Below are 22,270 nucleotides of genomic sequence, written 5' to 3'. Positions count from 1 at the left end.
CGGTCCCCCAACCCACACCCGTCTAGGCGTGGGAAATGAGCATGGGGGTCAGATCCTCATGACGCGAAGGGGTCAGTTCCGGATGTCGCTTGATACGGGTTCCCGGACCGGGTCCGCGAGACCCGGCCAGTCCGGGGGGCCGATCCAGTGGATCGGCACTTCGGCGACCCGGTGCGCGTGAGGGGCACCGCTGCCGTCCCCCCAGACCAGCGCGACGTCGAGCTCGCCCCTCAGGGTCTTCTCGACGAGCTGCGCGCCGAGCCCGACCTGAACCTCGATACGCACACGCGGATAGGCCCGCGAGAACCGCTTGAGCACCGCCGGCAGCCAGCCCTCGGCGAAATCCTGCGCGAGGCCCAGCCGCGCCCAGCCCTCGAGCTCGGGTCCGCGCAGCCGGTCGACCGCCTCGTCGTTGAGTTCCAAGAGCCGCTTCGCGTAGCCGAGCATGCTCTCACCGGCGGCGGTCAGCGCGAGACCGCGTCCCGCCTTCTGCACGAGCGGCTGACCGACCTGTTCCTCCAGCTTCCGGAGCTGCGTGCTGACGGCCGATTGCGACCGCCCCAGTCGCTCGGCCGCGCGGGCGAAACTGCCGAGCTCGAACCCGGTCACGAAGGTGCGGAGCACGTCCATGTCGAGGTTGGTGCGCGTCGCCATGCTTCAATTTCCGGAAAGTCTTTATTCAGGTGTTTCAAATTTTCCGGACGATCCTGGGGGCGTAAACGGCGAGCGTCAAGGCGGCCAGCCGCTCGACGTCGCAGGAGACCGCAAGCCATGCCCCTCGTTCGCATCTCGCTCCTCAAGGGCAAGTCACCGGCCCATATCAGAGCCATCTCGGACGGCATCCATCGCGGCCTGCGCAACGCCTACGGCGTGCCCGCAGACGACCGCTTTCACCTCATCCATCAGCACGCGCCGGACGAGCTGATCTACGATTCCGACTATCTCGGGCTTCAACGCACCGACGACGTGGTGATCATCAACATCGTCGCGGGCAATTGGCGGGACACGGCGAAGAAGAAGGCTCTCTACAGAGCGATCACCGACAACCTCGTCGCCGATCCCGGTCTTCGTCCGGAAGACGTGCTCATCGTCCTGTCGCCGAACGCGCGAGACGAGTGGTCCTTCGGCAACGGCCTGGCGTCTTACGTCCAGGACGACGTGGACTGATCCGTCCGGGGCAATGCGATCTGCCTGGCGGGACCGCCGCCTCGCGCTGACCGGTTCCGAGCCCTAGGCCGGGACGCGCGCGCCGTCCCAGGCGAAGACGCTTCCGGTGTCCGCCACGTCGAGCTCGCCGAGCACGCGCAGAAGATGAGCTGCGCTCTCGTCGGGTCGAAAGACGCCGGGGGCGCCCGGATCTGGGCGGAAGGGCCGCGACAGGTTGGAAGCGACCGTGCCCGGATGGAGGCCGACGACGATCGCGTCCGGGCGGCTGCGGGCCACTTCGATCGATAGGGTCCGCAGGATCTGGTTCAGAGCCGCCTTCGAGGCGCGGTAAGCGTACCATCCGCCCGAGCGATTATCCTCGATCGATCCGACCCGTGCCGACAACGCTGCGAACACGCAACGTCCCTCTCGTGCCAGCAGCGGGACGAAATGCTTGGCGACGAGGGCGGGGCCGATCGCGTTGATGGAGAACACGGCGGCCATCGCGCCGGGATCGAGCGCCTTCAGCGCCTTCTCGGGCGCGACGCCGTCCTGATGGAGGATGCCGGTCGCGACGATGACCAAACCGACCGGTCCGGCCTCCGCGACCGCAGCCGCGGCCGCAGCGACCGACGCCTCGTCGGTAAGGTCGATCGCGTGGCTGCGGATGCCGTGCGGGAACGATGGCTGCGAGCGCGAGAGGGCGAAGATCGGAGCGTAGGCTCCGCTCGCAGCCAGTCCGGAGATAAGGGCTCGGCCAATGCCGCCGGAGGCGCCGATCACGACCGCTCTGGTCGAAGTCGATGAGGTCATGGCGACGTCGTCTCAGCGGGCGCGCGGATCGGCTACCTTCAGTCGAGACCAGCCCGGTTCGATGGCTGGCGTTGCCTCGCACGATACATAGGCGCCCTCTGGCCGCTTGGCAGCCGCGATGACCGCGTCGTCGTGCACCCTTCCGGCTCTCGGTTAGGGCGAAGGCCTGATCCGCACCATCACAGGTGCGACCGGCTCATCGCGAACAGGTCTCGATCTCGTCGCACGCGCAGCGCAGAGACCATTGGTCCGTCTAAGCGCAGCTTCCCCCGAACATGCTCGACATGTTCGGGGGATCACTGACCGGTACAGCGAGCGCGGATACCGTCCGCTAATCGGCGCCCCTCTCGGACGCAGGCGGTCGAATGCCGCTCTGAGATATATCTCGCTGAAACCTCAGCAGGTTCAACTCAGAGCGGCAAGCAACTTAGGCCTTCTTTATTGAAGAGTCAGGCAAAAGATGGATTCCACAGCTACGGCAACGCATTGGTATTGCTTAGTTTTTTCCAAGTTCGAAGGGTACAAACAACGAAAGATGGGGGATTCCTCAGGGATAAAATGGTGAAACGAACGAAGTTAAGACGCTTCCCGCGGTCAAGCGTTTGAATGAGATATGAAAAAGCCCTCGCGGACGGTGTCCGAGAGGGCTTCAATGCGTTGTGTCGAGTAGCTCTAGAGCCGCTGAAGATCCAATCTTCGGTAGAACGCTGCGCCCACCTCCTCACGTTTGATGGCCGGCTCGACACCGATAGAGGCCAGCCGCATCTGGATCTTGCGGAAATGGATTCCCGTTGTCTCCATCGCTTCGAACAAGGTCGCGTACTCCCGTCGGAACTCGTCGAACGCAGCTTGGCTGACCACTCGGACCGGGCAGCGATTCAACGGGCTGTTGATTACCTCGGTCGTCAGATGTCCGCGGTCGATGAGGCTTCGTACGACCTTAGTCGACGTGCGCATCGTCGTCTCGATGGTCCTGGCGGTCAGCCATCCATCCATGGATCCGCGAACGATCAGACGGATCTCGGATACACGCACGAGAAGCGCTGCGAACCCATGAACACCCATTCGTCGGCCAACCCACGAGAGCTTCCGGTCCAGTACGAGGCGGACGATCTCGATCGTGGTGCAGCAGACCCGCCTCATCGCTCTCTGCACGTCGGCCATATCCTCGTCGGGAACATCGACCGGAACCGCGTCAATGAAGATGTCGTCGAGAAACACATCGAGATCACGCCGTCGGAATAGGTGGTCAAGATCGGGTTGCTTCGGAAACATGGGCTTGACGATGCCGAAATCGACCAGAACCTTGGTCTGACTACGCCCGGCGCCGAGGTATGACTCGATCTCGGTCATGAACAGACCGTCGACAACGTCATTCAGCGTCTGGGCAGCAGTCGCAGCGTCGAAGGTCGCGTTGCCGTAAGGCAGCTTCATCTGTTCGGTCGATAGGATCCCGGCGGCATGCAGCACCTTGCGCAGACGCTTCGGGTGAACATCCATCTCTATGGAAGCCGAACGCACGGAGTGCAGGATGCGCCGCTGGACCGGCCTCCCGAAGATAATGTCTCCGGGGCCGAAGGGCATACGCTCGATCATGAAGTCCGCTACGAGACTACGGACGCCGTCGAAATCCGAATGCTGCGCGTTGAAAGCCAGGAACTTGTAGAACCTACCTAGTACTGCTTGCGGCCCCTCGGTCGCGCTGCGTGAGTATGGATAAGTGCGGAGGAGTTCATCCATGAAGTCCCAGATACCGGCCTCGCCGCAGCTCGCGATGCGGAAACCGCTCTTGCCCGCCTCCGCGCATTCGCTCTCCGATAACTTGTTTGCCAGCACCTCCCGACCGAAGCAGTCGACCATTCCGATCGCCTCACATACGGCAACGCCGACATGGAGCGGGAGTCCATCGAGCCATGGTGCGCTCCCGGTTTTTCCCGCGAGCCGGTCCAGAACGTAGAGCTCGAGGCCAGAGGAGGATCGACGCGTGGCGCGGTCCACCATGGCTCCCAGATCCGGCAGCAGGGGTCTGATGAGCTGTGCGAAATCATGGTTCTTCGACGGGTTTAAGGTCCGGCCGGCGCAGATGATTTCCATGCCGTGAGTCGGGCAAGTGCGGATCGCGGCGATCGACCAGATCGTCCGCCCGTAGGCCATTGCCTCGGCCTCCGATAGGCCGGCGCAATCTTCAGAGAGGCAGGCGGGGCAGAAGCGCGGAAACGTCCTGAGGAGACCGTGCTTCGGGAAGCGTTCGCCCCTGAAGAGATGTCCCTCGGGCACGCGCCGGAACGCTTCGGCTGCGAGCCTGGCCGGATCGACACCAGCTACGTCCCCGAGAGCAATCAGGGCGTCCGGCTGCCCATCGACCACTTCCCTGAAATCGATACCCATGTCGGCGCAGAATGACCTGACGCCTCCATTTTCTCCAGAGTGGCGTTGCGCGAGCCGCGAGGCGAAGGAGGTTGCAGCCTCCCCCGCCAGATGCGGCAGCGTGGGATGCAGCCGCCTGCGGCTCATTTCGTTTTGCTCGGCTTCTTCGGCTTCCGTACGGCCGGCGGTGCAGATTTCGACACCTTCAACTTCGTCGACGCGATGTCCGTGCGCGAGCGATCAAGAACCTGCTGCGGATCCTTTTCCTGCCACTCCGCCGAAAGGAAGGGGTTCATGGAGTTCGGGCACCCACTGCGAGATCTGTAGACCTCGGCGAAATGGATCGGAAGAAGCCTGCCGCTGCCATCGAGAAGCGCTTCCTCGATTGCGTCGCATGCAATCTCCATGACGATGCCATGCGCATAATTGGAGGCGTGAATCAGACGCGCAGCCAGATCTTCAACGACCGTGTGCTCGAACCTGAGGGGCATGTCGTCGATCAGATCCTCCAAGGTGTCCGCGATCAAATTGACGTCACCCGGGATCGTGAGCGGATTGAGTTCCACAAACCTGCAGCGCCGGTACACCTGCCCATCGGTTCGGAGGAAGTCTGCAAGCTCGCAGGTCCCGGATAGGACGAGGAGCATCGGCCTATCGCGATCCTGGATGAGGCTTTTGATGGTATTCAGGATGCGGGTCTTCTGGTCGGAGTTCGCCGTCTGCGTGACGTGCTGCATCTCATCAATATGGACGATCCGTACGCCCCGCGCGTCGATCCGACGTCTGACGTCTTCCCAGATCAGATGCTCTTTTCTGTCGCGCTGGATCGGGTAACCGAGCTCGGGAAGTAGCGTGCGGCCGAGCTGCATCAGAGTGCAGGGCGAGGGCGCAACGATCGAAACGAGCACCTTTTCGACGGTCTGGCGACGCTGCCTGAACAATCGCTTGAGCGAACGGGACTTGCCGGCGCCGGTCTCCCCAGTGAGGACCAGGATCCGCCCCTCCGGCTTATCGGCCTCCTCATCCGCATCGTCATCGTCCGCGATCTGATCACCTTCGACATACCGATCACCAAGATTGCTCGAAGGCATCTCGATGGTCGGACCGGGCACCAAGCCCACAACACCGAGCAGACGGTCGAATGTGGTGGCGAGCCGATCGTGCGTGGGCGACGGCAGGAACATCCGCCGCACGCCACGCAATACCTTGTCGATCGAGATCAGACGCACCGGTCGGCCGGTCGGCGCTTCAGGGGAACGAGCGACTTCGCTATCCATGTCACTTCTCCAGTTTCGCGGTAGTTCGCCTCCGACGGGGGCCGGCGGGCTCGGTTGCATCCAGGGCCGGCGCGATCCGAGCCTCTTCCGTCTCGGGATCCGCCGAACGCTCCGGCACGCATGGGGTGATAGACGGAGCCGCAACCGGACTGTCGGAACCCGTGTCATCGGTTGCGGAGGTCAAATGGACCGACGGGAAGGTTGGGGAACCGGCAAAAACGCGCGAAGGTCCGACCGCGAAACTGCGGCTCCCCGGCGGTACGAAGCTCGACGGTAGTGTTCCCGTCGGCGAAGACCGAGAAGGCAAACCGTTGGTTGGCGCCGCGGAGGCCACCAAACAATGGTCAGACGCAGGGATTGAAAAGCCGATGCCGAGCTTACCTTCGTAGTATTCTATGAGATTCGAGTCGTGTACAACACCTTTGAGATCCGCAATTTCGACGGCGCTACGATGCGTCTTCTCGATTTGCTCGATCGCCTTGAGTACGATCGGCAAACGTAGCTGCGCGACGTCTTCGTAGTTCCGGGAAAGTTCATCCGATGCCTGTAGCCAGTCATCCAGCCTGCGCCCTTCCATGAAGTGCGTCCTGCAGGGAACTGTCATGAAGTCCATACTGTCCGGATCCACGCGGACCGATATCGCTCCCAGATTATACGGGTCGACCTTGATCTCCGCCTCTGTATCGCCTTTGCGACGACACCACGCTTGGAGTTCCTCGGAACTGTAATCCAAACCCAAGACGCGGATGCCCGTCATTCGAGTAGATCGCGTCAAATCAATCCCGAAGCTGATCCGCATCCGGCACGGATCTGGGACGGGCATGGGCGGCATCAGGTTGGTCAGGCGCAACCAAGCATCCCGAGGCGTCTCACCACCAAGGCCGGCGTGCTTCTTGTTGTGATAGATGTCGACGCACCAGCGCACCAGAAGCTGCGATAACTGCTGGATCGTCAGTACAGCCCGGAGCTGAGCCGGATAGTCCCCGAGTGCCGCAACACTTCCGCCTGTATTTCCCTCGAATCTCTTCAACAATCCGTTTAAAACTGTTCCGAAAAACCGCTCAATGAACGCCCTGAGCTGCGGCTGGGCGGCCGGAGGGTTGAACACGTCGGCCAGCAGGGAAACCGCGCGGAACTGAAACCAAGAGTTGACGAAGGCAGACCCCTGATCGGTCGCCAGCAGCATGGGCGAACCGCATTGATCCCAGGGACTAAGCGCGCCTGCCGCCAGACCGATGCTTGTCTTGTCGTAGAAGATCATGCGCAGCGTCTCGAGCGCAACCTGCGAGCTCTCGGTCTGCGCCAGCTTCATCCCCAGGATGCAACGAGAAGCGACGTCGATGGCGACGCAGAGATACCAGCGACTCCTCTCGATCTGCGAACGTAGCTTGGGAGATAGCTGTCGCCAAACAGCGGTATCCACGAGCAGCGTATGGAGATCGACCTGATAATAGTCCATCTCCACCCGCTCGAGGGCGTAGGTGACATCCAAGCCGGCGCCGATGAGCTTGCGTTTACGGTGTGCGCCGTCTGGTCCGAGACGCGCGCAATCGACCGCCCACTGGTCTAGGCCTGCAATCTCTAGACAGAAACGGGAGAAGGAGGGCTGGGTATCAGGTGGACGGCCCTCGTCGTCAAAACGCTTATTGAGCGCTTCGAATGCAAGAACAAACGAATTGTAGACTATTTGCCTGGTCGGACAGTGGGGCTTGCAATATTCATACGAGAATTTTTCCAGCAGCTCGCACGTCTCCGGGGTGAAGCGGCTATTCCGATTGCCAGACCGATATCGACCATCCCTTAGTTCAACGTAATCCCAGTCAGCTGCCTCCAGTCTTTCGATCCATCGCTGCAGTCCGCTGCCGTTCACGGCGGCGTCGAAATTATTTCGGCACCCTCGCTTTTTCGCAGGCGCCGACGGATCGTCGACATCGCGATGGGGCTTCTGCTTTAGAAGTCCGAGCTCGATGTTTATTAATTCCGCCGCACGGCCGTACCCTTTTCTAGTGCGCGAAAATATTTTACTGTAATACAGCCTATAGAATATAATTATACAGCTGATCTTAAAACCGATATCTTTTTGATCCTTCTTTGGTAGATGCGAAATCGAGACTGAATGCTTGCGCGAACGCTCTATGACGTTTCGTGGTCTAAAATATTCAGCTTCGTATTTAAATGTAGAAGTGAGGGCTTCTGCGTTGTAAATCGCGTGCGAGACGATCAGAGTCATCGCGGGGTTGTGTACCTGCCGCAATTTGTGGCCTCGTGCATTGGTCTTGTCGAGCCTCCATACGTCGCCAAAGGCGTGGATACGGGCACCATCGTCGATTGGCGTGATTGCCGCGAGCGGATTGCGGGCGGCCATCAGTTCTGTTCCTGGGAACGTAAGGACGCAATGGGTGCTAGTGAGATACGGCTGTCGTAGCCGATACGGCCCTCGTCGCAGACGACAACGGAACGACGATCGATGAGGCGCAGAGTGGCAACGAAGCCCACACCGCCGAGACCGCTTTCCGCGACGAGTTCATTGATCGTCCACGTCGATTTCGGCCCTGCCAATAGATCGAGAACGACGTCTTCCGCCGCGAGCGAGGGGCAGCGGCGCACATAGCGAAGCAGCTTCGCGTTCGCGATCATGTCGGGATGAAGGTCGAATTCGGTGAGTAGCAGAACTTCGTCGGCCTGGTCCTCGCGCAACTGCGAGGCGATCCGTTTCATTGTCAGATCCCACGAGCCACGCTCGACGAACACCAAGGGTTTGACCTGGATGAAGATGCGTCTCGAGTTGCTTGTTACGACATAGAAATCAAAAGTATGCTCCCGCTCTACTCCATCAATATCGTAGAAAGTGACGGGCTCAGGCTGTTCGACCATGAATTCTGGACGCATCAGACCGTCAATCACGATCGCCCAATTGTATTCGAGTCCGCTCTCGACGCTAATGATACGGTAGCCGTCACCGCAGGTGATCGGCAGGGTCGCGCGGGCGGAACCTCTCGAACGAGGCGCGACGTAACGCGCTGCGAGGCTTTCCTTCGGGTCGTTCCAGTAGGCGGGCTCGAAGGCGCGAACGTACGGCGATAAACCGAGAACTGCGGTGTCGACATCCCTGTTAAATCTCGCCGTCCGGGTCCTTCGATCGAAGGAAGGATCCCAGGGCGGTGCGACTTCCGCGTCCAATAGCCTGATCGTCACGGCCGTTCTCCTCTGCCAGGCGCGCGTTAACCAGCGCGGCCGAAAACGTCGACGCGAGCCCGCTGAGCCCGCATTGCTTGTTGCGAGGGGAATCCGAAGGTGAGATACCGAATGGGTCCGCAGCGCGGACACAACTCGGCGGTCGCTCAGGTGGGAAGCCTGATCGTGACCCTCGGTTGCCCCGGTGGCGGGATCTATCGGCGCAGTTGTTAGCTGTTCGGGCCGAAGATCCTCTGGGTACTCTTGGATGTGCGCGGCCTGCCAGGGCCGTGCACATCCAACAGACTGCTCCTCACCATCCCTGACGAATTCGTAGCGTTGCCACGCTTTCGTCAGGCGCGAGTGACCCAGCCCCAGATCTGGGGCGTCGGATGCTATGATCGGGGTGCCATCAGGCTTCGTGATCCTGGCCGGCGATGCGGCTTTTGCCTCGCCCGAGCTTCGGAGAATGCTCGGGTGTGCTGGGATCCCAGGGTCGGCCGCGGCGCATGGTCCAAGCGCCTCCGAACGAAATCGGCCGTTGGCAACCTGTGCCAGGCGCGGCGATCGAAAGCAAATGGAGTCTGGCGACTCCTTCCGCGTTGGTTAACGCCGCGTGGAGCGCCTGATATCCGCACCCCAACCGGTCAAGCTGTCGGAGGCAGGTCGGCTCGGCGCTTCGACTTCACAACACAAGTCTCCGGCTGCAGACCGTCGCGCAAATCGATCGTCAGATCCCCTCTACACACCAGAGATAGGATGACCTCGAACGGATCGTATGCGCGGTCACGAACTGACGGCACCAGGTCGGAGATGCTGTGTCGTCTCCCGTCGCCTACGACCGAGAGTATACGTAAACGGTCGCCGATCTGGACCTGCAGTCTACGTGTCGCCCATACCGCGCGGGCATCCGAAACCCTAGGCTCCATCAGAACGACGGACCTCCGCAGAAACACTCTGCTGGATGGGTCCGGACGATGTGGCACGTCGTCCGTATCGCGAAGTGCGGTGACATGGATGATTATTCCATTGGAGATCAAACGAAGATGTAGCGGATCCTCGTCACCGGACGCGAAGTGGTCATATTCGATCTTGTCGATCGCCGGATCCAATGTGACCTGGATGAGCAGGTCGCGATGCCATCGGGATGCATACGGAACTGGACAAGTCGTCTTGAACGAGCTGAATCCTGGCCGGCGGACCGTTTGCGCCGAAACGGGGTTAAGGTTGGCTTCTAATACTTCACCCTGCATCGTGATCGACCTTCGCTTGTCTCGATCGGTCGCCTTGAAGCATGCCATCGGCGATCGGCTCGGAACTCAGTGCCCATATGTCTCCGACCTGGTGTCTACGGGGTCGCCGTCTTCGGCCCGGAACTCAGGTGACCGGTTCATACCAACACCGCACGGACCAAAACAGGAAATAATTTCTGGTCCAGCGACATGGCGAAGCGATGTTGGATATCGTTGAGTACTCGAGATTCACATCATTTAGACGCGAGAATTTAACAGTTTTAAGATCGGCGGCTCTGACACGCAGATTCGCGATCAATCGAGCGGCGCGCCGATCCTTCAGCTCTCACTTGTCGGAACTCGTCGCTCCTCCGATCCAATTTCGAACGGCATCGACGAATGCGTGCTCGGCCCCGACGCACACTGCTTGCTCTGCCAGTCGGTCCATCACTCGAGCGACCGAACGTGTGAATTCCCGCTCGGAGGTCGCATTGCGAGCAACTGCGACCTTTGGGCCGAAGGGCATCTCCAGACTCGTCATTGTCTCGATGAGATAGCAGATTTCCGATGGCGGCCCTTTACTCGTCCAGTTGTGAACCGTTCTCTCGGTAACGCCGATTTCCGTAGCAAACCCGATCTGTGTGCGACCTAGGATTCGCAGCCTTTGCTTGAACTCCGAACCGTTCATGATTCTCCGACCGTTTCGTCCCGCACCGAAGGAACCGAAGCCCAGATTGCCACGCGTAACCCGATATAGACGATCGTCTCCCCATTGAAGGAATGACGAGGCTTTCGTAGCGACCATCGGAGGGTCGATCCATGGGGTTCGGAAAGAAATCCCCTGACGTCAGGCAGCCTATGGCCTATCATATTTTGCGCGCCCAACGGACAGGAAGCTCCAATTCAGAGGCGGTGAAGACAGGTGTCATCAGGTGTACTCAGTTCGGTAGCGATACAGATAGGGTTTCGGCGGAAGGGGCTTCGGGTCTCGCACAGGCCAAGGGTAGCTTCGTCGGCCACGGCTTCAGGGTGTACAAGTCAATGTATGCCTTCGCAGCCCGCAACGAGCGTCAGATCGAGATCGAAACGTTGAGGGTTCGCAGCTGCATCGTCGTCACGTTCTTGAATCTGGATCGGCGGATCGCAGGCTTGCTTCGGCTCGGTGACGTAGGCTCGGACGGAGCGCTTATTTCCGAGTTCATCGATGCGGCCGATCGTAGGACACGGAACGGAGATCGTGCGCAGTTCGAAGTTCACGGCGGCGGCCCTGCCGAAAACGAGGCGCCGTCAGCGACCATGCTGCGGAGACGGCAGGCCGTGCATGCCATCGACGATGCCATACGGGGCGCATGCGCCTCATTGCCGAACGTACTAGGACACCTCGATTGTAATCCATGCGTACGTTGGTCGGATGGGCATGTATTTGATTTACGCATCAATAATTGGGATCACAGGATATCAATCAACAACATCAAATCTAAATTATAACGCAAGATCGATTTGGCCATCGTTGGCAATGGTCTATATAAGTGGTTTAAATAAATGCTGCGCACTAATTATGTAGGATAGATATCATTATCGGCATCTGAGAAGTCCATTTTCGGTGATATAAACTCTTCAACAAATGCCCGCTCGTTGTCGAGCATTAGGGGCTCAACCGAAAAATGTGCGCAGCTCCCTCGATCGTGCCAGCGACGATCATGGACCTCGGCGGCAAGTCGCATTGGGTCTGTGGACAAGCGTCGTCACCGGTGGATTTCGTTCGTCATATGTTCTATCGAGCTTCACCGCCTATGAACGTGGCGGTCCTCCGGTGTGACGCCTGCAGAGCAACTCGATTTCAACGGGTCAGCCGCGTCGCCTCTCGATCGCAGCAGCTACGCTGACGGCCGGCGCTTCTGCGTACGGTCGCGGGAGAATGCATATGTCCCTCCAAGAACTCGAACTGTCGAATCTCCGGCAACCAAATGGCGGAGCATCCGATCAACTTGCTCGAGCATTCCTACATCAGCTCGCGCAGGACGAACTCAAGCGCCTCAAAGCTTCTCAACGCGCCGTCGGATATGAGTTCGGCGACGACGCTACGCTCGCCGAAGCTGATGCGGTCGAGCAGATCGTTGCGCAGGACGAGACGGATCGGCGCGCGACGGCGCATGTCCCTGTTCCGGCCGACCTTGCCGCAGTGGCGGTCATGCTTGCGCGCGCCGTCGCGGACGAAAACGGCTTGGTGCGCCGCCTCCGTCGCGAGGCGCCGGTCGTCGCCATCGCGACGAACGTATCCGACCTCGTCGAACCGGTTCGTATCGTCGCCGAAAAGTGCTTGTTCCGTTCCGAAGCCAAGGTCGTCGATCTCGCCGTCGGACGCGGACGCGAACTCAACCGCCGACATGCCGCGCTGTACGTCTGCGACGGGATCGGTCGGGAAGCGAGGCCGGATAAAGGTAACGAGGTCGTCGGCAGCGCCCTGCATGTCCGGATTCCGATCGTTGGGATCGCGCCGGATCCAAAAAGACAGCTCCCACGGGATCTCATGCGTTCGGCGGAGCATCGGATCGCATTGCCCGAACTGGACCATGCCGGCCTTGCGCTGGTGATCGAAGCAGTGGTCGGCAGCCTCCCCACGCGAGGTCTTGATCCCGATCTGATTCGCATGATCGAAATTGCGGATCTGCCCGTCGCCTTCCGCAGAACCGACACCCCCGACGCATGCATCGTCGCTCTCGAAAGCATCCTCGTCGCCAAGGCCGACTTCCTCGGCGACGGCCCAACATTGGAGGTTCTCGATGGCTACGGCGAAGCCAAAATCTGGGGATTGGCCGCAGCTGCGGATCTCCGAGCCTATCGTGCCGGGCGTCTGGCTTGGGAGCAGATCGACCACAGAGGGCTTCTCTTGTCCGGGCCGCCGGGGGTTGGGAAGACGAGCTTCGCAAAAGCTTTGGCAAAGAGCGCGCGCGTGCCGCTCGTAGCGACTTCCGTCGCCGAGTGGAACGCATCGGACTATCTTTCCGGAACGCTGCAGGCCATCCGCAAGATCTTCGCGCAAGCGAAATCTCGAGCGCCCTGCATCCTATTCATTGACGAACTTGACGGCATTTCCGATCGCTCTGAGATTCGAGGAGAGCACGTCCAGTACTGGACTCAGGTCGTTAACCTGTTCCTCGAGTTGTTGGCGGGCGTCGACGAGCGTCCGGGGGTCGTCGTCGTCGCCGCCACCAACCATCCGCAGAGGATCGATCCAGCCGTGAAGAGGTCGGGGCGTCTGGATCGCGAGATAAAAATCGAAAAGCCGGACACGACCTCACTCGCGAGGATCTTCCGTTACCATCTCGGCGACGAGCTTCTGCCCGATGCACCGACGTTCCCGTTGGCTCTGGCTGCGCGTGGTATGACCGGAGCGGACGTCGAGGCATTCGTTCGACGAGCCAAGGGAACGGCCCGCCGCGAGGGTCGAGAGGTTTCGGTGGACGATCTCCTGGTCGAAATCCGCCAAGGGCGTCGTCCGCTCCCAACGTCCGTCCGGCGTCGCGTGGCCATCCATGAGGCCGGCCACGCCATCGTCGCTCATGTGCTAGAGTTCGGCGAGATCAAGGGCCTGTCATTGTATGACGATGGCGGGGAGGTCTCCCTCGAATTCGCCGGCACTGATGGGGCGACGTTACCCCACCTGGAGGCGGCATTGTCGTCCATTCTGGCGGGTCGGATCGCCGAAGAGATCGAATTCGGAACCGGATCGATCGGTGCGGGCAACGGACCGACGTCCGACCTCGCCATGGCGACGCAACTCGCACGGGACATCGAACTGCGTTTCGGCCTCGGGCATCTGGGAAACATTTATCTGGAGGCCACGGCCGGCGAACTGATCGCGATTCCTGGCCTGTTGCCCGCCATTAAGGAACGCCTACATCAAGCCGGAGAACGGGCACGTCGCTTGATAGTGAAGTACAGACCGCCGCTGCAGGCGATCGCGCGTCAGCTCGATGAGAACGGTTATCTATCGCGCGAAGAGGTTGAGAAGAATTTGTCAGGTGTCGCACGGGACGCGATCGCGGGAATCACCGAATGCAAGCTCGATTCGGCGCAGGCGCAGTGATGTTCGCGCTGCCCCCTGCCGAACCTGACATCGGCGACCTGCAGCTACTCTCGGATGCGATCGATACGCTGTGCGACATCGTCGACGGCGATCGAGAGGCCTTCATTAAAGGTTTGACCGAGATCGTGAGACGGCGCGCGGCTTTCGAGGATATGAAACTTCAACTCGATCAGCGTATCTCTAGTAGTTAGAACAGACCGAAATCCCACCGCATACTAGATGGCCGCGAAAAATCTGCCGCGACAATGGATTATCCCTGTCGCGGCGGCTTCAGGTCATGGTACTGCGCCTCGAGGGGTTTCGCCTACGGCACGCTTCGGGCCATGTCACCCGCGAATGCCGCGTCGGGGTCATGCATTCGAGGGGCGTCGGCAGATCCTGGTCGCGCCCGGGCATCGCCGCCGGCCGGAACTGACGCACCGCACCGGGACGCGACAGCCCCATCGTGATCGGCCGCACCGGCCAGCACGTCGCGCGGCGCTCGTTGGAGGTCTACGCCGCCGTCGGCCGCCGCTTGGCTGAAGGAGGCCGGCCATGACGGGGCGGCTGGATCCTGCCGCGACGCTGGAGAGCATCCGACGCAACCTCGTCGGGCCAATGTTGCCGCCGTCGCGGACCAGAACGCCGCAGCGCGCTCACCGGGAGACCCTTCCCGGGACGCCTGGGCGGTCGGCCTTCTTGCGGAACAGCGCATCCCCCAGAACAAGAACATCGATGTCGGATGTCAGGAACACGCCGACGGCGTCCTCGACGTCGTGCACCATCGGCCTGCCCATGACGTTGAAGCTCGTGTTGAGAACTATTGGCAGGCCGGTGGCCGCGTGGAACGACCGGATGACGGCTTTGAGGAAGGGGTCGGACCACGGCCCCACGCTCTGTAGGCGGCCTGTGCCGTCGCGATGGCGCACGCCTTCGGGTGCGCGGCCGGGCCGCCATCGCAGGGCCCGCTCCATGTACGGGCTCGCCGCGTAGTCCTCGAAGTAGTCCGGGCCGTGCTCATGCAGGATGCTTGGGGCGAGGGGCCGGAACTCCTCCCGGAACTTGACCGAGGCGTTTATGCGGTCGCGCATGGCAGCCTCGCGCGGATCGGCCAGGATCGAGCGAGCGCCGAGCGCTCGATGCCCGAACTCTGCCCGCCCCCGCGCCACGGCGACGATGCGCCGGGCCGCGAGGTCGGTGGCCACCGCCTCGGCAAGGCCAGCCTCGCCGCCGGGGACCGGCCGTGGGGCGATGCCGAACCGGGCGAGGCGGGCCACCGCGTCCCCGGAGATCTCCGAGCCCAAGTAAGGGGAGGCGAATCGCGGCGGCGTGCGGCCTGGGTTCGCGGCGCGCCAGCCCAGTAGCGCCGCGCCGACCGAGTTGCCGTCGTCGCCCGGCGCCATCGGCACGTGCAGCCGCCGGAACGGTGTCGCGCGGAGCACCTTGCCGACGGCACTGGAGTTCAGCGCGCAGCCACCCGTGAGTACGAGGTGCTCCCCGCCCCAGCGCTGGTGTGTCCGTCCGAGGAACTCCATGAGGATGTCCTCGAACACCTTCTGTGCGGTGTGCGCGAGGTTCGCGTTCGCCATGTGGCCCCGGACGCGCAGGGGCAGCAGCCGCTCCATGGCTGGGGTGTACCCGCGCGTCACGCGTAGCCGCCCGTCGCCGACATACAGCGCCCCGCGCAGGTCGCGGTAGAGATCCTCGTCGAGCGAGCCGTAGGCGGCCAAGCCCATCAGCTTCCACTCCTCGCCAGCCTCGGGGTCGAAGCCGGCCGCGTGGCAGGCCTGGCTGAAGAGCTGACCGAGGCTCGCGAGGTTGGTCAGCGCCGGACGGTCGAGGCGTTCCAGGCGGCCACCGCGAAAACGATAGACCGAGGTGCTCGACCCCTCGCCCATGCCGTCCATCACGACGCACAGCGCCTCATCGAATGGGCTGGACAGGCAGGCCGTCACGGCGTGGCAAAGATGGTGGTCCCACGCCCTTCGGACGGGGCGCTCCCGGAACCCGCGACGCTGGCGCAGCCGGAGTTCCAGGTTGAGCAGCAGGTCGTCGGCGGAGGCCGGGGCCCGGTAGAGGGCGTGGCGCAGCGTCCAGGCCCGCCAGAGGTCGGCCTCGCACCGCGCCGGCTGGACAAGTTGATAGCCGCTTATGGCGAGGCGGGCGACCCGGGAGAGGTAAGGCGAGGAGGCGAGCGCCCTGCGCGACCACGTGAGGCTCGCATCGACGGGCCCGTCGCCAGCGTAGCGGTCGAGGAGGGCGTCCACGACCCCGAAGGCGTCCGGCGGCGCGTGCCAGCCGCGCTTGTTCTTCAGGGGGCGCTCGTTGGCCTCCGCGAACAGGACCACGCCGTCCTCGCCGACGACCGCCACCGACGGGTCGTGTTGGGAGCAAGAGAACCCGAGGAAGACCGTCAACGACCTGCTTCCCGCATTGCTTCAAGGACGAGGCCGACGGCGCGCGCCGTCCCGCCCGCCCGGGCCTGCATGCTCTCCAACGCCTCCCAGTCGGGGTGGAGGGACAGGACTGCGTCGAGGCCCCGCGCCACGGCGGACTCGTCCGTCTCCGACCCACGGGACAGACGCCGCCCAATGCCCAGGCGCTCCAGCCGCGTGGCGAACACCATCTGGTCAGCGATGGTCGGCACGAACAGCGCCGGCTTGCGGAACCGCGCGGCCTCCCAGGCAGACCCGGTCCCGGCATGGTGGACGACGGCGACCGCGTCGCGGATCACGGGCTCGATCTTGGGGACCCGTCCGACGACGCGCGCCCACAGCGCGGGATGGGCCGCCTCCATCGAGGCGGCGACCTCCCGCAGATGCCCTTGGTCGACCTTACCGCCGCACAGGGCGACGACAGGCAGGCCCACCGCCATGGCTCCGCGCATGGCGGCCTCGAAGCGGGCGCCCGAGGTGTTCGACAGGGTGCCGAAGGTGACCAGGATGTACCCCGGCGGGAAGCCCAAGGGCCCCGTCACTGGCGCCTCGTCCGTAGTCGGCCCGACGAAGCAGCGGCGCACGCGGTCGCGGACCGCGCCCTCTTGGACCTCCCGCAGATTCAGGACGACCTCCATGGCGGGCGGCGCGAGGCGCCGCCACGCCCCTGGCAGCCCGAACGCCTCTGCGGGCGTGACGGCGAACCGCGACCTCGCGAGAGCGCGCGCCAAAGGCAGCGCGCCCGACAGCGCGTCCCGGATGAGCTTGGCCGAGCCGTCCTCGCGGCACATCGCTCGCACCGTCTCGCGGTTGAACAGGATGGTCGTGACCGTGTGGACGCGGGGGATGCCGAGCGCCGTTCCGACCCGGCCACCCCACAGGGCGAGGGAGTCCTGCAGGATCAGCCGTGGTGCCATCGCCCGCACCTGCGGCAGGACGGCGTCGGCGATGGCATCGGAGGCGTCGATGATGTCGGCGGCCATCCGCACCAAGTTGAAGTCCGGCCGTTCGACGTCGTAGCTTACTTCCGGGTAGGGCAGGAACCCCGCGCCGGAGCTGCGGATGACACCCTCAAATGAGAGGTGCCCGTAGCAGGTGACCGGTATGCCGGATCGGCACAGGCCGCGCAGGACGGGCAGCATGGGCTTTAGGTGCCCCATAGCCGGCGTGGTGAAGACGACGATCATGCCGGCTGCCAAGCGCGCGCCACACGCCGCAGCTTGCGGTCGAAGCGGGTCTCGATGCCCGTCGCCATTTCGACCTCCGCGCGGGCGCCCAGGCTGGCGAGGGCGGCCTCCAGCGACGCGCGAACCCGGCTGGCCGTGTCCGGGGGCGTGCCGTCGGGGACGCGGACCAAAACGGTGGACGACCCCGTTTGCACGGCGCGGAAGTCAGCGAGCGAGCGGTCGGCGTCCATGACGGCGCAGCGCACGGCCTCAGGCATCACTGCGACGCGTGGGCCCTTCCCCGACGCGGAGGGCAGCGACAGGACGTCGTCTGCCCGCCCCTCGACTCGCGCGACAGTGCGCAGCGGCGAGCCACAAGGGCAGGGCCCGCCGAGCACGAGCACGTCGTTGAGCCGGTAGCGCACCATCGCCTGCGAAGTCCGCAGGAGGTCGGTGATGATGGGAGTCACGTGGCCGGGCGCCACATCCTCGAACTCGAAGAGCATCGCGTCCTCGTTGAGGTGTAGGGTACCGTGGGAGCACGAGACGCCGAGGAAGCCCTCCGTGGCTTGGTAGATCTGGCCCGGCATGCGCCCGTAGCGGGCTGCCACGGCGGCGGCATCGGATGGGTCCATCACCTCTCCGCCCGAGAAGGTCAGGGCGGGAGCGATGGCGAACCCCTCCTCGGCCATCGCGCGCAGGGCTTTGGGCGGTGCGACCACGACGTCCGGCGCGAACCGCTCGATCTCGGCCCGGTGGGGCACCACGCCCCCGCGGACGTCGAGGAATCGGAAGGCCAGCCGGCGGCCCCGCGCCGCCGTATCGTACAGCTCGTTGGCGGTGGCCAGCATCACCAGCACCCGGTGCGGGCGACGAGGGAAGTCTGGGAGCGCCTTGGCCAGTATTGCGCCCAGCCACCGCGCGCGCTCGGCCGGCGAGACGAGGAATAGACCTCGGTTGCCCGAGGTGCCCGTGCTCGTCCCGACCGTGAGGCAACCGATCCGGCCCGAGCCGTTGCCCTCCCGCAGGCCGGCCTCGGCCGCTGTCCATGCCGCCTCGGTGGTGACGCCGTGGGCATTCATCTGGCCGAAGGCTGCGAGCGCGGACGCCTTGTCGACGACCGGCCACTCCTCGAACGGCCTGCCCGCATAGGGGGCGTAGAAGGGGATGGTGCGCGCCATACGGGCGAGCTGCCGGTGCAGACGCCGCACCTGGAGCCGCTCGACGTCGGCGCGCGTACGCAGACGCCGCAGCGTCGCGCGCGCGCGTAGTAGCGACCAGAGGGCGCGGAGGGCATCGGCGCTCACGCATCCTCCGGCAGCGGCTCGGGGTCGTGGCATAGCGCCACCCGGACGCCGGTTTCCTCCGCGCGGCGCACCAGCGCGGCGCTCGCTCGGGCCGTGGCGAGGTCGGCGACGGCGAGGCGCGCCGGGTACGGCGGGTCCTCGTCCCGCCGGTACCCGGCGCGGGTCCATGCTACGTCCACGGCGTAGAATAGCGGCGCGTCGCCGGCGAACAGGATCCCGGAATGGCCCGGCATGTGGCCTGGCAGCGCAACGGAGACGACGGAACCGTCGCCCAGTACGTCGCGCCCTCGCCCGCCCCATGGCAGCGGGACGTCCGGGTCGTCCTCGAAGGGCGCCGCGTCGACACCCGGCAAGTTGGGCAGGAGGCCCCGCAGCAGGCCGTGGGCGCCGTCGAGCAATCCCGGCGCCGCCGCCCACTGCGCGAGGGCGGGACGCGAGGCGTGGACGCGGGCGCGCGGGAAACGCCCGAGGGCGCAGGCGTGGTCGGGGTGCAGGTGGGTTGCGATCACGTGCCGGACGTCGCCCGCGCGCAGGCCGTGCCGGGCGAGAGTGGCCTCGACGTCGCCCTCAGGCCGCAGCGTCGGCGCGAGTAGCCTGCGGTACAGGGCGGCCTGAATTCCCCGAAGCGCCCAGAGTTCGCGCGAGTAGCCGGTGTCGACGAGGATGGGCCCGTGCCGCGAGTGCAGGAGCAGCCCGTAGCGCACCGGGAAGTCGGTCTTGCCGGGGCGCGCGCTGCGGTCGACGAACCGTGCAGGGGCCCGCACCGTTGCGGAGATGGGGAAGCTCAGGGACACCGGTGCGACTCCAGCCAAGCCATGGTCTCGCAGAGACCCTCCTCGAGTGTGAGGGGCGACGTCCACCCGAGCCCCTTACGGATCGCCTGAGTGTCGAGGGTGTGGGTGTGGGCGAGCAGGCCCAAGGCGTAGGGGGTCGCGGCAGGCTCGCGGCCGCCCAGCGCTGCGGCAGCGATCTCGGAGGCGCGGGCCGCGGCGAGCGCGACGGGCATCGGGATGCGTCGCCAAGTGAAGGGTCTGCCGAGCGCTGTCATGACCCGCTCGACGAGGTCGCGGACGACCGCAGCCTCCACGTGCGCCACGTTGTACGTGGCCCGCAGCGGCGCCGGCGCGGTCGCGGCAGCGAGTATGGCCGAGGACACCGTGTCGACGTGTGTCAGGCTGGCGCGGGCCGTCCCGCCCCTCAGGAGGGGAAGCCGCCCGCGGCGGGCGGCCCGGACAAGACGCGGCACTAGCGTCGGGTCCCCGGGTCCGAAGATCCCGCGCGGGCGCAAGACCGCCACGTTGCCCTCGAACTGTAGCGCCTCAGCCTCCGAGAGGGCCTTGGACCGGGCGTACTCGTTGAATGGGCGGGGCAGGGGCGCGTCCTCACGCACGTCCTCCCTGTCCGCGAGCTCGAAGTAGACGCTGGCGGAGGAGATGTGGACGAGGTGGGGGACGCCGGCGCGACGGCACGCTTCGACGACGTTTGCAGTGCCGGCGACGTTGTCCGCCTCGAAGGCAGCGCGGGAGCCCCAAGCCGTCGAGCGGGCGGCGCAATGGGCGACCACGTCAGCGCCGCGGAACGCCCGTGCCATGGCGTCGACGTCGGCGAGGCGGGCGACGACGAAGGGCACCCCCTGTGTGGCGAGCTTTGCGCCCCTCGTCGGGTCGGTGCCTAGCGCCGCCGAGACCTCGTGGCCCGCCGCGTCGGCGTTTGCACAGAGGTTCGACCCCAGGAAGCCGGTCGCGCCGGTGACGGCGAGCCTCACAGCCGAAGAACCATCGCGCCGGCGCTGATGCCGGCAGCCGTCCCGACCAGCAGGGCGATGCGCCCGTCACACCGGTCCTGGCCGTCGAGGACGTGTACGAGGGCGGTCGGGATGGAGGCCGCAATCTGGTTGCCGGTGTAGGGGAAGATATCCACAACCCGGTCCGAGGCGGGCGCGAAGATGCGCTTGGCAAGCGCGACGCCGGCGGCGCTGGCTTGGTGGCACACGACGTGGTCGACGGCGTCGTGGTCGAGCCCGGCTTCGCCCAGCACGCGCTCGATGAGGCGTGGCAGGTGCCGCGCGGCGGCCTTGAAGATGCCGAATGGGTCCATGCGGAAGCGCGCCCCCTCGATGATGGCCTCGTAGCCCTCCTCTACCCGGACACGCGTACCGCCTGAGCGGAGTGTGGCGAGGTCGCTGCCGTCGCCGTAGGTCTCGAATCGACTAGAGAGAAGGCCTGGGCCGTCTGGCGCGGCGCTCGCCTCGACGGCCACCGCTGCGGCGCCGTCCCCGAAGATGGATGCGGTCTTGGGCACGGAAGCGTCCAGGCCGGCCGAGGCGATGTCGCTCGACACCAGCAGGGCCCTGCGCCATCGCCCGGCGTCGAAGCCCATCGCGGCGAGGTCGAGCGCGGTGGCGAAGGACAAGCAGGTCTGGTTGACGTCGAAGGCGGGGATGCCCGAGGCGCCGAGGCCGAGCCTGCGTTGGATCAAAGCGGAGGTGGACGGAATGGGCTGCTCCATCACCCCGCATGCGCCGATGAGGACGTCGAACTCGCCGCGCTTCCAGCCCGCGCGGTCGAGGGCGGCCTGGGCCGCCGCGGCACCCATCATCGAGCTCGTCTCGTCGGGGGCGGCGACACCGCGAGTGCGGATGCCGAACTCGCGCTCAGTCCACCCCGCCTCACGCCCGAACACTGCGTCGAGCTCGGACGAGGCTCGATCGCCCCGAGGACGATATGCCCCCCAACCCGCTATCCTGAAAGGCGTCATTCCGCGCTCGCCCACCCGTCGGTATGCCCGTTCCCTGGGCTAACGGCCTGGAATTGGACGATCCAAAGGCTCCGGTGAAGTCACCTAGTGCATCGACCCAAACGGATGGTGCAGCTTGGCAGTTGAGGATTGTGGCTGAGAACTCTTGACCCTGACGGGCTGTCATTGGACCGAACTGATTGAGAGGATCAGCCAGGATGAAGGAGTCGCAGTTGCCGGGAAGTTGAGAGACGAGCGCGGAGCAGATTATGCTGAGACTTCGCCAAGTTGAGGTGCATGAATGGCGGTGGCAGGTGGCAAGTCCATAGCCAACCGAACAACGGGGTGTGAGCAAATCTACGGGTGATTCCCGCGTCAACGCATCTGCTGTTCACAAGCGGTCGGGCAGTAAACTGCTGAGCGGACGGCCCGCCACCGAACCAACCCAGTCGCCTAGAGGCTGTTATGGACCTGGGTGGGTCTGATGCTCAGATGGGTGGGGATGAGCCCTGCCCGCCAGCCGTATCCGTCCGACGTTTCCGATGAGG

17 protein-coding genes and 1 pseudogene are annotated in these 22,270 nt (G+C 64.2%); 3 read left to right on the top strand and 15 right to left on the bottom strand.

Translation table 11 applies throughout. The annotated features are described in order from the left end of the window. Positions 1-93: 93 nt before the first annotated feature. A pseudogene (locus ABIC30_RS30770) lies at positions 94-654 on the bottom strand (LysR family transcriptional regulator); the annotation flags it as partial. Positions 655-771: 117 nt separating this feature from the next. Between ABIC30_RS30770 and ABIC30_RS30765 the strand changes: the two are divergent. Continuing rightward, entirely contained in the window at positions 772-1,167 is a 396-nt protein-coding gene (locus tag ABIC30_RS30765) for a tautomerase family protein (RefSeq protein WP_020091663.1), read from the top strand. Between the two features lie 63 nt (positions 1,168-1,230). On the opposite strand, the gene ABIC30_RS30760 is transcribed toward ABIC30_RS30765, so the two are convergent. The 8 genes from ABIC30_RS30760 to ABIC30_RS30725 form a co-directional block, all read right to left on the bottom strand. Next, complete coding sequence (locus ABIC30_RS30760) at positions 1,231-1,959, bottom strand: SDR family NAD(P)-dependent oxidoreductase (RefSeq protein WP_331327754.1); 729 nt, start codon at positions 1,957-1,959, stop codon at positions 1,231-1,233. A 672-nt stretch (positions 1,960-2,631) separates the two neighbouring features. Next, on the bottom strand, positions 2,632-4,473 hold the full coding sequence (locus ABIC30_RS30755; RefSeq protein ID WP_354456736.1) for a TniQ family protein: 1,842 nt from the start codon (positions 4,471-4,473) through the stop codon (positions 2,632-2,634). Then, positions 4,470-5,603 carry an ATP-binding protein gene (locus ABIC30_RS30750; RefSeq protein WP_354456735.1) on the bottom strand — a complete coding sequence of 378 codons (1,134 nt, stop codon included), beginning with the start codon at positions 5,601-5,603 and terminating at the stop codon, positions 4,470-4,472. The genes ABIC30_RS30755 and ABIC30_RS30750 overlap by 4 nt, the downstream gene beginning before the upstream one ends. Before the next feature lies 1 nt (position 5,604). Beyond that, positions 5,605-7,968 (bottom strand): TnsB C-terminal domain-containing protein, encoded by a 2,364-nt coding sequence (locus ABIC30_RS30745; RefSeq protein ID WP_354456734.1) that lies wholly within the window; start codon positions 7,966-7,968, stop codon positions 5,605-5,607. Then, on the bottom strand, positions 7,968-8,798 hold the full coding sequence (locus ABIC30_RS30740; RefSeq protein WP_354456733.1) for a hypothetical protein: 831 nt from the start codon (positions 8,796-8,798) through the stop codon (positions 7,968-7,970). The genes ABIC30_RS30745 and ABIC30_RS30740 overlap by 1 nt, the downstream gene beginning before the upstream one ends. Positions 8,799-9,424: 626 nt before the next feature. Beyond that, positions 9,425-10,078, bottom strand: coding sequence for a hypothetical protein (locus tag ABIC30_RS30735; protein ID WP_354456732.1), 654 nt, complete (start codon positions 10,076-10,078; stop codon positions 9,425-9,427). Positions 10,079-10,355: 277 nt separating this feature from the next. Beyond that, a complete protein-coding gene (locus ABIC30_RS30730) occupies positions 10,356-10,697 on the bottom strand; it encodes a helix-turn-helix domain-containing protein (RefSeq protein ID WP_354456731.1) in 342 nt (113 codons plus the stop codon). A 350-nt stretch (positions 10,698-11,047) separates the two neighbouring features. Further along, positions 11,048-11,266, bottom strand: a complete 219-nt coding sequence (locus ABIC30_RS30725; RefSeq protein ID WP_354456730.1) for a hypothetical protein — start codon at positions 11,264-11,266, stop codon at positions 11,048-11,050. Between the two features lie 667 nt (positions 11,267-11,933). Here ABIC30_RS30725 and ABIC30_RS30720 point away from each other — a divergent pair. Beyond that, positions 11,934-14,099: an AAA family ATPase gene (locus ABIC30_RS30720; protein WP_354456729.1), complete on the top strand. Its 2,166-nt coding sequence runs from the start codon at positions 11,934-11,936 to the stop codon at positions 14,097-14,099. Continuing rightward, positions 14,099-14,290 (top strand): hypothetical protein, encoded by a 192-nt coding sequence (locus tag ABIC30_RS30715; RefSeq protein ID WP_354456728.1) that lies wholly within the window; start codon positions 14,099-14,101, stop codon positions 14,288-14,290. The genes ABIC30_RS30720 and ABIC30_RS30715 overlap by 1 nt, the downstream gene beginning before the upstream one ends. Before the next feature lie 444 nt (positions 14,291-14,734). Here the strand turns inward: ABIC30_RS30715 and ABIC30_RS30710 are convergent, their stop codons facing one another. Genes ABIC30_RS30710 through ABIC30_RS30685 form a run of 6 tightly spaced genes read right to left on the bottom strand, consistent with a single transcriptional unit; the run spans position 14,735 to position 21,584 of the window. Next, on the bottom strand, positions 14,735-16,450 hold the full coding sequence (locus ABIC30_RS30710; protein ID WP_354456727.1) for a carbamoyltransferase family protein: 1,716 nt from the start codon (positions 16,448-16,450) through the stop codon (positions 14,735-14,737). A gap of 41 nt (positions 16,451-16,491) precedes the next feature. Beyond that, complete coding sequence (locus ABIC30_RS30705; protein ID WP_354456726.1) at positions 16,492-17,700, bottom strand: glycosyltransferase; 1,209 nt, start codon at positions 17,698-17,700, stop codon at positions 16,492-16,494. Beyond that, complete coding sequence (locus ABIC30_RS30700) at positions 17,697-18,986, bottom strand: F390 synthetase-related protein (protein ID WP_354456725.1); 1,290 nt, start codon at positions 18,984-18,986, stop codon at positions 17,697-17,699. The genes ABIC30_RS30705 and ABIC30_RS30700 overlap by 4 nt, the downstream gene beginning before the upstream one ends. After that, a complete protein-coding gene (locus ABIC30_RS30695) occupies positions 18,983-19,780 on the bottom strand; it encodes an MBL fold metallo-hydrolase (RefSeq protein ID WP_354456724.1) in 798 nt (265 codons plus the stop codon). The genes ABIC30_RS30700 and ABIC30_RS30695 overlap by 4 nt, the downstream gene beginning before the upstream one ends. Continuing rightward, complete coding sequence (locus ABIC30_RS30690) at positions 19,771-20,751, bottom strand: NAD-dependent epimerase/dehydratase family protein (protein ID WP_354456723.1); 981 nt, start codon at positions 20,749-20,751, stop codon at positions 19,771-19,773. Before ABIC30_RS30690 ends, ABIC30_RS30695 begins: the two co-directional genes overlap by 10 nt. Then, a complete protein-coding gene (locus ABIC30_RS30685; RefSeq protein WP_354456722.1) occupies positions 20,748-21,584 on the bottom strand; it encodes a 3-oxoacyl-[acyl-carrier-protein] synthase III C-terminal domain-containing protein in 837 nt (278 codons plus the stop codon). Before ABIC30_RS30685 ends, ABIC30_RS30690 begins: the two co-directional genes overlap by 4 nt. Positions 21,585-22,270 lie beyond the last annotated feature (686 nt).

Source organism: Methylobacterium sp. 1030 (assembly GCF_040544715.1).
Lineage (GTDB): Bacteria > Pseudomonadota > Alphaproteobacteria > Rhizobiales > Beijerinckiaceae > Methylobacterium.
Note: the sequence above shows the minus strand (reverse complement) of the source record. Positions and strands in the feature narration are given on the sequence as shown.